We start from the raw sequence: 13,477 nt of genomic DNA, 5'->3' as shown, positions 1-13,477 counted from the left end.
TTACGTTACCGTTTTTAGCGGCTGCAAACTTACAACCTTTTATTAAACTCACAATGTTTTTTGATTCTTTTTTTAAAAGTTTTTACCTCTCTTAAAATCTTAATCAATCAACTTTTGTATGAACGTTTACACTAAAACACTGTTCGTGTTTTTAGCGGGTGCAAATATACAAACCTTTTTATTTCTGGCAACTATTATTGAAAATTTATATCAAGTATTTTTTAAAAAAATTTCAATTATTTGTTTTTTAACGCTTTACAGAATCAATTTTTACAGAGATTTAATTAAGGTTTATTTACTCCACCATATTGCTCAAGAAATCTTGTTTAATTTGGGGATCTTACACTCCTAATTCCTTTTCTGTTTTTATTTGATATAATTCTACTTTCTACATTTTTAATCAAAAAAAACATAAATAAAAACATCTGAACATCATGAAAATATTTTTTATTCAATATAATTTATATATCATAAATTGTTTTAGATTAACTGTAAAGCATGAGGTTCTAATGCTCTAGATACAAATAACACTTCTTCCTAAGTCCTCACTCTTACATTACAGAGCTTAAAACTTTACAACTGTATAGATAGTATTTTAGCTTTTAACAAAAATGGTGTAACTAGACCAAGCCCCGCGTTAGGGATTGAACGGTTTGTTTGAGCTCTTTTTGTGTGGTTGCACCTATGCAACACAAAAAAGCGAGTAGTGAAAGCCCGACTCTTGATGCACGACTAAGGGTGCAGCAAGAGTAACGCCCAAATTATTCTAAAAGAAATATACCTATATATAATGACTAGGTTTAATATATTTACCGCATGTTTATGAATTCGACTTTTTTAAAACTTAATAAGCAACCGTTTCTCCTTGCCCTTTTGTCTGGTTTATTGTATTGGACTTTTGCTTACGGTTTGGTGCGGACGGATTATTTAAAACTTATTGGACTTTATGTTGCCTTGTTTGCTTTATTTTACCGTTTGGTATCTGTTTTTAAAGACAACATGAAGCTTTTAACTTACCTGGCTTTTAGTTTCAGAGTCTTTTTTATTTTGGCTATACCTAATTTATCTCAAGATTTTTACCGCTTTATTTGGGATGGACGCATGATTTTCGAAGGTTTTAATCCCTATTTATTTACCCCTGAATCCTTTATTAATTCTAGGCAATTTCCTGTGGCACAAGCTGAGGCTTTATATGCAGGTATGGGACCACTTAATGGCAGTCATTTTACAAATTACCCACCGATTAATCAACTTTGTTTTTTTATTGCCGCCCTTTTTTCAGGAAAAAGCATTCTAGGTTCAGTGGTTGTTTTTAAGCTCATTATTATTGCCGCAGATTTTGGAACCTTCTTTTTTGGTAGTAAATTACTGAAACGACTTAATATTCCTGTTTTTAACATTTTCTGGTATATTTTGAATCCGTTTATAATTATTGAACTTACCGGGAATTTACACTTTGAGGGTGTGATGATTTTCTTTTTAATATGGAGTTTGTATTTACTGCATTGCGGAAGATGGCAATTTGCTGCCATAATTTTGGCTTTATCGATTAGTGTTAAGTTGATCCCTTTGATATTTCTACCACTGTTTTTTAAATGGTTTTTATTGAACACTGATGATGGTGCTATAAAAAAACCAAATTGGCTGAGTGGTTTTTGGAAGCTTACTGGTTTTTACAGTCTTGTTTTGATTACAACACTCTTATTATTCTCTCCCTTTTTATCTGAAGCGTTTTTTAGAAACTATGCCAAAACGGTTGGCTTGTGGTTTCAGAACTTTGAATTTAACGCAAGTCTCTATTATATAGCTCGTGAAATTGGATATACATTTAGAGGTTATAATGAAATTGGTATTATAGGAAAGGTAACTCCGGTTTTGGTTATTCTATTTATTTTAATTGTTACTTTCTTTAGGAAGAACAAAACTATGATTGAGTTGATTTCGGCCATGTTGCTCGTTTTATCTTTTTATTACTTTACAGCAACTACTATACACCCTTGGTATGTTGCAACGCTTTTAATTTTGAGTATTTTTACTAAATATAAGTTTCCGTTAGTGTGGAGTTTTGTAATTATACTAAGCTACTTGGCTTATGTTAATATTGACAAAGCTGATAAATCGGAAAATTTATGGGTAATTGCTATAGAATATATTATTGTGTACGCTGTTTTTATTTGGGAAGTATTCCTGAAGAAGGATATTATAAAACTCAAAGCAACTTAAAAAGCTGTCTTTATAGTATGTTTTGATTCTGATTTTTGAATAAAAAAAATATCGATCACCATTTTCATGATGATCGATATAGTATATTGAACAAGCTAAATACTTGTTTGACTTATTCCTTATAATGTTTTAGCAACAGTATTTATTGCTGCAATAGTAAAATCTAAATCTTCGTAACTCAAAGCATCTGTAATAAACCAAGTTTCGAAAGCACTTGGAGCAATGTAAACACCTTCATTTAGTAAACCGTGAAAAAACGCTTTGAAAGTATCGTTGTTTCCTTTTGCTGCTGAATTAAAATCGACAACCTCAGCTTCATCAAAATGAATAGAAATCATAGACCCTACTCTGTTAATGGTGTGTGTGATATTATTTTCAGTTAAAACCTTAGCAATGCCCTCATGCAAGTAAGCTGTTTTCTCTGCTAAACTTGTGAAAATTTCAGGCTTATTATTCAACTCAGTTAACATTGCCAGACCTGCAGCCATAGCTAAAGGGTTTCCGCTTAATGTTCCTGCTTGATAAACGGGACCTATTGGCGCTAAATAATTCATAATTTCATTTCTAGCAGCAAAAGCACCTACAGGCAAACCCCCACCGATAACTTTACCAAAGCATACTATATCGGCATTAATATCATATAATTCTTGAGCACCACCTTTTGCTAAACGGAAGCCCGTCATGACCTCATCGAAAATTAAAAGGATGTTGTTTGCAGTACAAACCGCTCTTAAAGCTTCTAGAAAACCTTTTGCTGGAGGTATACACCCCATATTACCAGCTACAGGCTCTATAATAACACAAGCAATTTCGTTTGCATTCGCTTCTATTAATGCTCTTACATTTTCTATATCATTATAATTCGCCAACAAGGTATCTTTTGCTGTTCCTTTTGTAACACCCGGGCTATTAGGCGTACCAAAAGTACTTGCACCACTTCCGGCTTGAATTAAAAACGAATCGGAATGCCCATGATAGCATCCTGCAAATTTTATAATTTTATCTTTCCCTGTAAAACCACGTGCTAAACGCACCGCACTCATACAAGCTTCGGTTCCAGAATTTACAAACCTTATTTTATCAATATTTGGCACCATAGAAACTGCTAATTCTGCAATTTGTGTTTCTATTTCGGTAGGCATCCCGAAAGATGTGCCTTTTTTAGCCTTTTCAATTACCGCATTTACAACAGATTCGTGGGCGTGTCCTAAAATCATCGGACCCCAAGAATTAATATAATCTATTAATCGGTTACCATCTTCATCATATAAATAAGCTCCTTTTGCTTCTCTTACAAAAATTGGAGTTCCTCCAACACCATTAAACGCTCTTACTGGAGAATTTACACCTCCAGGAATTACTTTTTCTGCCTCAGCAAACAAGGCGCTACTTCGTTTATAAATCATATATATTATTTTGAACTCACCGTTAAAATTTGTCCTATTTTTATGTTATTATCTTCTAAATTATTTAGTGCTTTTAACTCTTCAACACTAATATTATGCATTTTTGATATATAATATAAGGTATCTCCCTTTACAACAACATGCGTTATTTGCTTTGGAACGTCGCGAACGCTAACCACATTTGTCTTCGCGTTAACAACAATCTTATCTCTTTCTTTTAAATTTGACGATGCTTTTCTGCTATCGTATTTATCCAAATTATAACGTTCTATTAAACTAATTAATTTAGCAGGATATTTAGGATCGGTTGCATAACCAGCTGCTTTTAAACCTTTAGCCCAACCTTTATAATCACTTTTTTTCAATTTAAACAAGCTAGCATAACGACTGCGTTCTGATAAAAACAATGAATGATCGCGAAACGAATTGCTGGCTTCATCGTATTTTCTAAAACATTCTTGTGCGGCATCATCATCATGATAAATTCTGTCGCCATCCCAAGTATGACATTTTATTCCAAAATGATTATTAGCCTCCTTTGCAAGACGTCCATTTCCTGATGCAGATTCCAATATGCCTTGTGCTAAAGTAATACTCGCAGGTATGTTATAACGCTCCATTTCATCTACTGCAACCCTTGCATAAGTTGCGATATATTCATCTGTATCATTTGCATACGTTGTAGTTGAAACTGTATTACCAGATGTTGTTCTAACCGCTTCTTTTTCTTTATTTTTTACAACACGTTCGGTTTTAGTCTTCTTCTTTTTAGTAACTACAGTTTTTTTAGATTTACAACTAAAACACACAGCTACAACACATAGCAACATTAAAAACTTCTTCATTTTTTCTCTATTCAATTAATGGTAATTTTTTCTTTTTCAAATTAACGTTCATTCCTGTAATACCTTGTAAACCTCCAGTATGAATTGCTAATATTTTTGACCCTTTCGGGAAATTTCCTTTTTCAACTAAATCGAAAATACCATATAGCATTTTCCCTGTATACACAGGATCTAGTGCGATGTTATTTTCTAACTTAAACCGATTAATAAAACTAACCAATTCTGAATTTATTTTAGCATAACCTCCAAAATGATACTCTAAAATTAATTCCCAATTACTTTTAGTTGCAAATCTACTAATATCTTCTTGTAAAAAGTCGCCTTTTAAGGCTGGAAAACCTAAAATTTGTTGATTTGATTTTGAGGTATTGATAAGCCCTGCTATTGTTCCTCCAGTTCCTGCTGCACAGCAAATAAAATCGAAACTAGCATCTTCTTCGGTTAAAATTTCTTCACAACCTTTTACAGCTAATATATTTGTACCACCTTCAGGAATACTATAGAAGTCTTTAAATTCTTCCTTTAAAATATTTATAAAATTTGTAGATGTTTTATTTCTATAAACTTCACGAGATACAAACTTAAATTGCATACCACATTGCTTAGCATAGCTTAAGGTTGTATTGCTATCAATTTTATTAAAGAGTTCCTCACCACGAATAACACCAATAGTTTTAAATCCAAAAATTTGCCCAGCAGAAGCTACCGCTGCAATATGATTAGAATAAGCACCGCCAAAAGTAAGCAGCGTTTTAAAACCTAAACTCTGAGCCTCAAGAATATTGTATTTAAGTTTTCGGTACTTATTTCCTGAAACAAAATCGTGAATAGCATCTTCTCGCTTTAAATAAAGCTCTATATTACTATTATTAGGTAATTTCACCCTTTGGTTTACGCTATTTTCCAATTGAAAAATCATGATATCAAATATACTTCAAAAATCTCCAAAACCGGCGGTCATTTAGATATTGTAGGTTCTTTTCATTTAAATATGCTTCTCTTTCAAATGAAATGTTTTTATAAGCTGCATGCCAATTTTTTAATTGGATGAACCGTAGTACAAACTCAAACCCATACCAAATATAAAAGGGCAAAACTAGCATTTCTATTTGTTGCTTTAAATGAATTTTTTCGTGATTAAGCAATACTATATTATTTTTAAGCGTTTTATGCTTCAAGAACACAAAGGGATAAAGCGTTATGCCCGTATACCCTTTTGGAACCAAATATTTAGAAATAAAAACCATACTTACCTTAAAACAAAAACCAATCCAAGATATAGAAAGTTTTCAGAAATAAATAATTTCATTTTACGTTATCTTTGTAATCTATGAAAAAGATTATCCCAATTGAAGATGGCGATTTTTACTGGACACCGGAAGGTTACCGTTGTTTTACGGCGCAATATTTATTAAAACGAGAGTATTGTTGCGAAAGCGGATGCCGCCATTGTCCTTATGGATTTAACGAAAAAACCAAGAACAGCAAACGTTAAAATAATTACAACCGATTAAAAAACAATATATTGGTATGATTATTGATAATTTAAAAAAACACAAAACCAACTTAAAATCAAGGTAATAACCAAAAAGTTACACTTTGAAATATAAAAAAAAACGCTTCCTTATGAAAACATTTTTAAAAACATTACCGCTTTTAGCCTTGTTGATTGTGGTTACTTCGTGCAGCTCAGTTAAAGTTGCTGCCGATTACGACAAAGACGCTAATTTTAATAGCTACAAAACTTTTGCTTTTTTTAAAACAGGTATTGATAAAGCTGAAATTAGTGATTTAGATAAACGTCGCATTTTACGTGCTATTGAAGCCGAACTACTTGCTAAAGGTTTCACTAAATCTGAAGATCCAGATTTATTGATAAGCTTATTTACAAAAGCAAACCAACGTGTTGACGTTTATAATAACTCTTGGGGCATGGGTGCCTGGGGTTGGGGTGGTTATGGTGGCTTTGGTCCTGGATGGGGCTGGGGATGGAATAGCCAACCAAGTGTATCAACATCTACCCAAGGTGTTTTATTTATTGATTTAATCGATGCCAAGAAAAAAGAATTAGTTTGGCAAGGTATGGGCACAGGTTACTTAACCCAAAAGATGGAAAAGAAAGATGAACGCATTAAAGAATTTGTTTCTGAAATTATGACGAAATATCCTCCAGGAGCTAATAAATAATTTGAAAAAAAGGCGATTCTAAAATTAGAATCGCCTTTTTTTATATCTCACTTTTTAATTCCTATTTTAAACTCAGCTTTAAAGCATCGTAAGATTGAGAATCAATACCTACTAAACCGTATTTTACCTCGCCCTGCTTTATTGTTGATCCTTTTATATCAAAATTTGCTAATTCAGTTTTAAACTTTTTATTAGCCGAACTTGCTGCTATTAAATTTCCTGCAGCTAAACCAGGCCCTAAAATTAAGCCTACCGGTGTTGAACTCGTTGTTTCTTGCAACCCATACTCATTTCTTTTAGAGGTGTAAAAATTAACAGGAGTTAATAACAAATAAAACAAATGCGTTGCTGGGCTTTGTTTTAGAGTTTTAAAAGTTTTCTCTTTATCCAAAATGTAAATCTCGTTTTCGTTTGCGTAAACTAAATTTAAATCTCTACCGAAAACTAAATCTTTATTAGAATTATTAGAAATTTTTACAGCCACCAATCGTATACCTTTTTTATCTTCTTTCTTAGAGTATTTTTTATCTAACAAATCGTACTTATACTCTAATGTTACCCCTCCCGTTTCAGACTTAGACACGTAATTTAAGTTATTTGGCTCAATCACGCTATAACGTGACGCACAGTTAAAAAAAGATAAAGCAAAGACAAATAGACAAAGTAGTTTTATAAATTTCATAAAGGTTCAATTTTTAAATTTGAGCGAAAATAAAACTATTATTAGTTTACTACTAATACAACTAAAGGAATTAGTAAAAGAACACTCTAAAACCTATCAAAACAAAAATCAATTAAACAAAATGCTGTTTTAATGAATAATTCGTATTTTCACGCAAGAAAAACGAACTATCTTTATGAATGCATCAATAGAACCTAATGCTATTTTAAATCGCTTACCCAAACATTTAAAGCAATTTATAAAACCACAGAACTATACTGATTACTCGGCAATAGATCAAGCAGTTTGGCGTTATGTAATGCGTAAAAACGTTAGTTTTTTAAAAAACGTTGCGCACAAAACGTATCTCGACGGCTTAAAGCTTACAGGAATTTCTATTGATAGTATACCGAACATGTATGGCATGAACCGTATTTTAAAAGATATCGGTTGGGCAGCCGTAGCCGTAGATGGCTTTATACCTCCAAATGCCTTTATGGAATTTCAAGCGTACAACGTACTAGTTATTGCTAGTGACATTAGGCAATTAGAACATATAGAATATACTCCCGCTCCAGACATTATTCACGAGGGTGCAGGTCACGCTCCTATTATTGCAAATCCGGAATACGCTGAGTATTTGCGCCGTTTTGGTGAAATTGGTTGCAAAGCAATTTCGTCTGCTAAAGATTACGAATTGTATGAAGCCGTGAGGCATTTGTCTATTATAAAAGAAGCTCCCAATTCTAAAGAAGATGTTATCGCTTGCGCTGAAAAGAAAGTAGAACACCTACAACAAAACATGGGGTCCTCAAGTGAAATGTCTTTAATACGAAATTTACATTGGTGGACTGTAGAATATGGATTAATTGGAAGCATTGAAAACCCAAAAATTTATGGAGCCGGTTTACTATCTTCTATTGGAGAAAGTGCATGGTGCATTACAGATAAAGTGAAGAAACTACCTTATACAATAAATGCGACATATCAAGATTTTGATATTACAAAACCACAGCCTCAACTTTTTGTAACGCCTAATTTTGCGCATTTAAGTTTAATCTTAGAAGAATTTGCAAATACCATGTCTGTTCGAAAGGGAGGTCTTTCATCTGTAAAAAAGCTTATTGAATCTGAGGCTTTGGGCTCAATAGAATTAAGTACAGGTCTTCAAATATCTGGAATATTCTCGGAAGTAAAAGATAGCGACGGACAAGTGATTTACATTCAAACTAAAGGAAAAACAGCTTTAGCCTACCGAGAACAAGAACTAGTTGGGCATGGCACTGAAAATCATGCTAACGGTTATGGTTCTCCTATCGGGAAACTAAAAGGCATAAACATTGCTATTGAAGATATGAGTCCGCGTGATTTAAACGCCTACAATATCTATGAAGAAAAAGTAACCACACTAGAATTTGAAGGTGGCATAACCGTTTCAGGAGAAATTATTACTGGCAAGCGCAATCTTCAAGGAAAAATAATTCTTATCAGTTTTAATAATTGTACAGTAACGTATTTAGACACTATATTATTTAGACCAGAATTTGGAATTTATGATATGGCCGTGGGCAAAACGGTAATTTCTGCTTTTTCTGGCCCTGCCGATTTAAGGAGTTTTGATTTAATAACACACAAACCTTCATCTGAAACTATTCATGTAAAAAAATCTAATACGCAATTAGAATTAGAAAAGCTCTACCAACAAATTAGAGACTATCGAGAAGAAAAAAACAAAACCATTTCTAGAACAAAAGTACTAGAAGAACTTATAGAAAATCACCCAACAGACTGGCTTCTACCAATAGAAATTTTTGAATTAGCTTTTATTGAAAATGAAACCAAACTTTGCGATAGTATTATTAAACACCTAGAAAACGTAAAGCAGAACAAACCAAATGTAGGTCAATTAATTGACGACGGATTAGAAATTGTTAGAACAGCTAAGCAGTTCGCTTAAATTTAACGAAAGCGTTTTAACGTTTTCTTTGTAAACTTACTAAGTACTAACGTTCCGCTAATTTTTGCACGTTCGTTCAATAAACGGTCCCAATCATCAGTCCCTTCCCACATTACTTTCTTCATTTCTGCAAGTGCTTTTGGATTGTAACTTGCTAATTTATTTACTAATGTTTTAACCGCATAATCGAGTTCTTCTACGGTTTCGAAAACTTCGGAAAACAAGCCTTTTTCTTTAGCAAATTCCGAAGAAAAAAAAGTTTCAGCATCAATCGTCATTTGCGACATCGCATTCTTACCAATTCTTCTAGAAACAGCCGGCTCTATAACAAAAGGCCCAATACCAATACTTAGTTCACTTAATTTAATGGCTGCATATTGTGTTGCCAAGCAATAATCAGTTGCTGCAGCTAAACCAACGCCTCCACCTACACTTTTACCTTGTACTCTACCAATAATTAATTTTGGACATTTTCGCATAGCGTTAATTACTTTCGCAAAACCAGAGAAAAACAAAAAACCAGTTTCCTCGTTTTCGATAGCTATTATTTCGTTAAAACTTGCACCGGCACAAAAGGTTCTGTCTCCACCACTTTTTAAAACAATTACGTTTATACCATCGTTACTGCCCGCATTTATAATAGTTTGCGCTAACAACTCTAAAATATCACTTGGCATAGAATTTCTATTGGGATGATAAAACTCAATATATCCAACTTTATTCTCTATATTTAACGTAACGTATGGCTCCATTTATTTAATAATTAAAGTTTGAATATACATAAAATTATTAAGTAACAGGTGTTACATTGTTTTAATAAAACATGAAGATCTTTGTGTAAATTTATAAAAATATGGGACTATTAAATTTTCTTTTTGGAAATACAAATAATGCAGTAACTGAGTTTAAAGAAAGAGGCGCAATAATTATTGATGTACGCACTCCTGGCGAATACCAACAAGGTGCTATTGCAGGATCTAAAAACATGCCTTTACAAACTTTAAACACAAAACTAGATTACATAAAAAAGTTAAACAAACCAGTTATTACGTGCTGTGCTAGCGGTATGCGTTCGGCAAACGCCGCAAGTATTTTAAATAGAAATAATATAGAAGCAACCAACGGAGGCGGCTGGAAAAGCTTACAAGGGAAACTATAATTTTATATTAAGTAGTTCTTCTGTTTTTGAAATTGGAGTGCTATTATATTGAAGTGTCCACCCCAAAGAATTGGTTAAAATATAGAATTTGGAGAGTTCGCTGATTAAACGATTCTGCGCGTTACTCTTTAAATCTGATGCTTCAAGTTTTTTATCTAAAGATTTTTTAACAATAGCCTTAATGTCATTATAATCTTTGGCTTCAAAGGGATTTAAAAAATCGGCTTGAATATCATAATACTCAAAATCGGGACTAATTTTTATTTCTTTCTTAGGAATACTTATAATAGTTAAGGTTTTGGAAGCTTCATCTATCTGGAATTCAATTTTACTTAAATCGTATGCAATAGTAACATCTGCATTAACCACTACTAACGCTTTTTTTTCTGAAGTTAAATAGTCTCCTAAAATTTCTTTAGAGTTTTTATAATTAAAAACCTCACTAAAATGCCCTTCCGTAACTATAAGTTTACCAACATTTTTTATTTGCTCCTGTATAAGAGCCGAGCTTTCCTTGAGCACAATGTTATCTTCTTGTTTTTCACCACAATATTTAAAGGTAAACAACACAACTAAAGTAATAATAACACCAAATAGAATTTTTCGCATATGGCTAAAATAAAAAAACATCAGTTTACTTCGACATATGAAGCCTAACTAATGTAATTTTTGCTAGCATTTGCTAACGGTACAAATATACACAGCTTGCCTTCTACTGGTGTTACATAAAGGTTAACACTACTTTAAATTAACATATTACATAAAACACCAAACAAAACTTAAGTATTTAATCCTTAGAAAAGTATATGTATAAAAAAACACCAATTGCAAAAATTATATAAAATTTGCAAGCTTGGTGTTTCTAAATGAACTGATTAATAGCAATCTAAAATTAAAGGAATCATCTTTATTTGTGGTAATTTTTCGACAAAACGCCATTTAAACAAGCTAAAAGGCAAACACAGCAACTTTTCACAACAATATTGAGGTTACAATTAAAAAAACTTAGAACAATGAAAATAAGCCAATTATAAAAACCAAGTACTCCGTTTTGTATATAAAAAACTACCTTTCTAAAAAACAAAATGAGGAACTAAAGCCTTTAGCCCCTCTTTTTTAACCTCAAGTTGTTTTTTAAATTTTAAATGCGCTGCGGAAGTTGGATTAAAAGGTTTATGCTGCATACCTTTTTGAACAGCATCAACATTGTGCATTATTTCGAGAGCATCATTAGACAGCCATACTTTCTGAAATTTTTCCCAAATATAACTTATAGCTGTGGAATTTGGATGAATCATATCTTCTGCGTAAAACCGATAATCACGAAGCTCATCCATCATAATTTCGTAAGAAGGAAAATAGAAAGATTTGTTTGCTATTACCCCATGTATAGCAGCTAATAAATGAGCTTTACTTTGGGTGTTTTCAATAAAACCATCTTTTAAATGACGTATGGGTGACACCGTAAAAACAACAGTAGCCCTAAAATTTATAGATTTAATTTTGGATAATATATTGTTTAAAGCACTTGACACCTCCTCTACAGATAATAATATTTTTTTAAATTGTTTTTGTGGAATTTTATGGCAATTAGCAACTACTTTATCTGTATCAATAAAATTATAAACCCAAGCCGTACCAAGTGTTATTATAATGTGTGATGCCGTATTAATATACCTTTCAGTAAATTTAACCTGGGCATTAAGTTTATCTATTAAAGTATTTTTACAGGAATTGCTCAATTTTGAATGCGCCTCAAAACAATGCCATTGCTCATTATGAAAAAACACATCGTCTTCAGTGTATATTTTATTATCAATAGCATTTTCAATTAAATTTTCAATAGCTCTTGGATGAAAAAGAATTCCAAACGGATTTTGATTGCTCCGAAACTTGAAATATTCCAATCTTTGTCCAATATTTTCAGAAAAACAACTCCCCAACAAAAGCACTTCAGAGCTATAATCAATTAGATTATTTTCGTTCGAGACAAATGGTACTTCGGTTTGCAATTTCATATAAATATTATAAATGTATTATTCAAAAGTAAACATAAATGAATAAACGTTTACTGTAAGTTTATTAAAAAAGCTTACATTTGTTTAACAAAAACTAAAATACGTTGAACGAAATTAAAAACAACTTCACTATTAAGGATCTTGAAAACATTTCAGGAATTAAGGCTCATACTATTCGTATTTGGGAAAAGCGATACAACTTATTAGCACCACAACGAACAGACACCAACATAAGATTTTACACCACCGAAAGCTTAAAAAAACTATTAAATATTGTATTATTAAAGGATAACAACTATAAGATATCCAAGATAGCAGAAATGCCTTATGAGGTTATTCAGCATACGGCACGGGAGCTGGCTAACAAAAATGCCCTAACCCAGCATTCCACACAAGCTTTTAAACTTGCCATGATACAATTTGATAGTGTATTATTTAACACCACATACGCCAAACTCCTTCAAGAAAACACCTTTAGTGAAGTTATAAAAACAAACCTAATACCGTTATTAAATTTTATTGGACTGCTTTGGCAAACAAACACCTTAATACCTGCACACGAACACTTTATATCTAATTTGATAACACAAAAAATATTAATTGAAACTGAAAAACTAGGCTACTCAAACCTAAGCGACACCACGACTTACGTGCTCTTTTTGCCTGAAAACGAAATACACGAAATTGGTTTACTGTATATTAATTATGAATTATTATTAAAAGGATACAAAACCATTTATTTAGGACGAAGCCTCCCGATGGATAACTTAAATTCTTTTTTTAATAGCGATTCCAAAATGTGTTTTATAACATCTATTACCGTAAGTCCTAGTGTAGACTTGGTGCAAGGATACTTTAATGAACTGGATAAACACTTAGCTATAAAACAGCATAAATTGCTCGCAGCGGGCTATAAACTGCAGAAACTTGATAAAACTGAGTTTAAATCGGATATTAAACTTTACTCCAATATACTTCCTCTTTTAAAAGAAGTTTAATTTATTTAAATTTTGTTTAACTT

General features: G+C 32.3%; 13 protein-coding genes. 6 read left to right on the top strand and 7 right to left on the bottom strand.

Features of this window, described 5'->3' with window-relative positions; translation table 11 throughout:
* The first annotated feature begins 816 nt into the window (after positions 1 to 816).
* Positions 817 to 2,223, top strand: coding sequence for a mannosyltransferase (locus ACJJV4_RS13830; protein ID WP_405295395.1), 1,407 nt, complete (start codon positions 817 to 819; stop codon positions 2,221 to 2,223).
* Between the two features lie 119 nt (positions 2,224 to 2,342).
* Here ACJJV4_RS13830 and hemL read toward each other — a convergent pair whose 3' ends face one another.
* From hemL to ACJJV4_RS13815, 3 genes are read right to left on the bottom strand one after another with little or no spacing between them, the layout of a single operon-like run.
* Positions 2,343 to 3,629, bottom strand: a complete 1,287-nt coding sequence (gene hemL, locus ACJJV4_RS13825) for a glutamate-1-semialdehyde 2,1-aminomutase (protein WP_405295393.1) — start codon at positions 3,627 to 3,629, stop codon at positions 2,343 to 2,345.
* A gap of 5 nt (positions 3,630 to 3,634) precedes the next feature.
* Entirely contained in the window at positions 3,635 to 4,474 is an 840-nt protein-coding gene (locus ACJJV4_RS13820; protein WP_405295391.1) for a glucosaminidase domain-containing protein, read from the bottom strand.
* Between the two features lie 7 nt (positions 4,475 to 4,481).
* Entirely contained in the window at positions 4,482 to 5,393 is a 912-nt protein-coding gene (locus ACJJV4_RS13815; RefSeq protein ID WP_405295389.1) for a 1-aminocyclopropane-1-carboxylate deaminase/D-cysteine desulfhydrase, read from the bottom strand.
* 411 nt (positions 5,394 to 5,804) lie between these two features.
* Here ACJJV4_RS13815 and ACJJV4_RS13810 point away from each other — a divergent pair, with 411 nt between their 5' ends.
* Positions 5,805 to 5,969: a DUF5522 domain-containing protein gene (locus tag ACJJV4_RS13810; protein WP_159018398.1), complete on the top strand. Its 165-nt coding sequence runs from the start codon at positions 5,805 to 5,807 to the stop codon at positions 5,967 to 5,969.
* Between the two features lie 131 nt (positions 5,970 to 6,100).
* Positions 6,101 to 6,661, top strand: coding sequence for a DUF4136 domain-containing protein (locus tag ACJJV4_RS13805; protein ID WP_405295386.1), 561 nt, complete (start codon positions 6,101 to 6,103; stop codon positions 6,659 to 6,661).
* A gap of 61 nt (positions 6,662 to 6,722) precedes the next feature.
* Here ACJJV4_RS13805 and ACJJV4_RS13800 read toward each other — a convergent pair whose 3' ends face one another.
* Entirely contained in the window at positions 6,723 to 7,343 is a 621-nt protein-coding gene (locus ACJJV4_RS13800) for a hypothetical protein (protein WP_405295384.1), read from the bottom strand.
* Positions 7,344 to 7,518: 175 nt separating this feature from the next.
* Between ACJJV4_RS13800 and ACJJV4_RS13795 the strand changes: the two genes are divergently transcribed.
* The gene (locus ACJJV4_RS13795; protein ID WP_405295382.1) at positions 7,519 to 9,279 is read left to right on the top strand and encodes an aromatic amino acid hydroxylase; all 1,761 of its coding nucleotides are present in this window, start codon (positions 7,519 to 7,521) and stop codon (positions 9,277 to 9,279) included.
* Positions 9,280 to 9,281: 2 nt separating this feature from the next.
* On the opposite strand, the gene ACJJV4_RS13790 is transcribed toward ACJJV4_RS13795, so the two are convergent.
* Entirely contained in the window at positions 9,282 to 10,031 is a 750-nt protein-coding gene (locus tag ACJJV4_RS13790; protein ID WP_405295380.1) for an enoyl-CoA hydratase/isomerase family protein, read from the bottom strand.
* Between the two features lie 101 nt (positions 10,032 to 10,132).
* Here ACJJV4_RS13790 and ACJJV4_RS13785 point away from each other — a divergent pair, with 101 nt between their 5' ends.
* Positions 10,133 to 10,438: a rhodanese-like domain-containing protein gene (locus ACJJV4_RS13785; RefSeq protein ID WP_405295378.1), complete on the top strand. Its 306-nt coding sequence runs from the start codon at positions 10,133 to 10,135 to the stop codon at positions 10,436 to 10,438.
* On the opposite strand, the gene ACJJV4_RS13780 is transcribed toward ACJJV4_RS13785, so the two are convergent.
* Both ACJJV4_RS13780 and ACJJV4_RS13775 read right to left on the bottom strand, forming a co-directional pair.
* Complete coding sequence (locus ACJJV4_RS13780; protein ID WP_405295376.1) at positions 10,433 to 11,047, bottom strand: DUF4230 domain-containing protein; 615 nt, start codon at positions 11,045 to 11,047, stop codon at positions 10,433 to 10,435. The two genes, ACJJV4_RS13785 and ACJJV4_RS13780, sit on opposite strands and share 6 nt — an antisense overlap.
* A 464-nt stretch (positions 11,048 to 11,511) precedes the next feature.
* Positions 11,512 to 12,456: a GSCFA domain-containing protein gene (locus ACJJV4_RS13775; protein WP_405295374.1), complete on the bottom strand. Its 945-nt coding sequence runs from the start codon at positions 12,454 to 12,456 to the stop codon at positions 11,512 to 11,514.
* Between the two features lie 104 nt (positions 12,457 to 12,560).
* Between ACJJV4_RS13775 and ACJJV4_RS13770 the strand changes: the two genes are divergently transcribed.
* The gene (locus tag ACJJV4_RS13770; protein ID WP_405295372.1) at positions 12,561 to 13,454 is read left to right on the top strand and encodes a MerR family transcriptional regulator; all 894 of its coding nucleotides are present in this window, start codon (positions 12,561 to 12,563) and stop codon (positions 13,452 to 13,454) included.
* Positions 13,455 to 13,477: the final 23 nt, after the last annotated feature.

The sequence above is a fragment of the Algibacter sp. Ld11 genome, assembly GCF_045066735.1.
In the GTDB taxonomy this organism is placed as follows: domain Bacteria; phylum Bacteroidota; class Bacteroidia; order Flavobacteriales; family Flavobacteriaceae; genus Algibacter.
The sequence above is the reverse complement of the archived record's forward strand: the minus strand, read 5'-3'. Positions and strand labels throughout refer to the sequence as shown.

What these genes read in the sequence shown, in the direction of transcription:
- ACJJV4_RS13830 (WP_405295395.1), top strand. Translation starts at nt 817, where the DNA reads ATGTTTATGAATTCGACTTTTTTAAAACTTAATAAGCAACCGTTTCTC.
- ACJJV4_RS13815 (WP_405295389.1), bottom strand. Translation starts at nt 5,393, where the DNA reads ATGATTTTTCAATTGGAAAATAGCGTAAACCAAAGGGTGAAATTACCT.
- ACJJV4_RS13820 (WP_405295391.1), bottom strand. Translation starts at nt 4,474, where the DNA reads ATGAAGAAGTTTTTAATGTTGCTATGTGTTGTAGCTGTGTGTTTTAGT.
- ACJJV4_RS13805 (WP_405295386.1), top strand. Translation starts at nt 6,101, where the DNA reads ATGAAAACATTTTTAAAAACATTACCGCTTTTAGCCTTGTTGATTGTG.
- ACJJV4_RS13775 (WP_405295374.1), bottom strand. Translation starts at nt 12,456, where the DNA reads ATGAAATTGCAAACCGAAGTACCATTTGTCTCGAACGAAAATAATCTA.
- ACJJV4_RS13795 (WP_405295382.1), top strand. Translation starts at nt 7,519, where the DNA reads ATGAATGCATCAATAGAACCTAATGCTATTTTAAATCGCTTACCCAAA.
- ACJJV4_RS13810 (WP_159018398.1), top strand. Translation starts at nt 5,805, where the DNA reads ATGAAAAAGATTATCCCAATTGAAGATGGCGATTTTTACTGGACACCG.
- ACJJV4_RS13790 (WP_405295380.1), bottom strand. Translation starts at nt 10,031, where the DNA reads ATGGAGCCATACGTTACGTTAAATATAGAGAATAAAGTTGGATATATT.
- ACJJV4_RS13785 (WP_405295378.1), top strand. Translation starts at nt 10,133, where the DNA reads ATGGGACTATTAAATTTTCTTTTTGGAAATACAAATAATGCAGTAACT.
- ACJJV4_RS13800 (WP_405295384.1), bottom strand. Translation starts at nt 7,343, where the DNA reads ATGAAATTTATAAAACTACTTTGTCTATTTGTCTTTGCTTTATCTTTT.
- hemL (WP_405295393.1), bottom strand. Translation starts at nt 3,629, where the DNA reads ATGATTTATAAACGAAGTAGCGCCTTGTTTGCTGAGGCAGAAAAAGTA.
- ACJJV4_RS13780 (WP_405295376.1), bottom strand. Translation starts at nt 11,047, where the DNA reads ATGCGAAAAATTCTATTTGGTGTTATTATTACTTTAGTTGTGTTGTTT.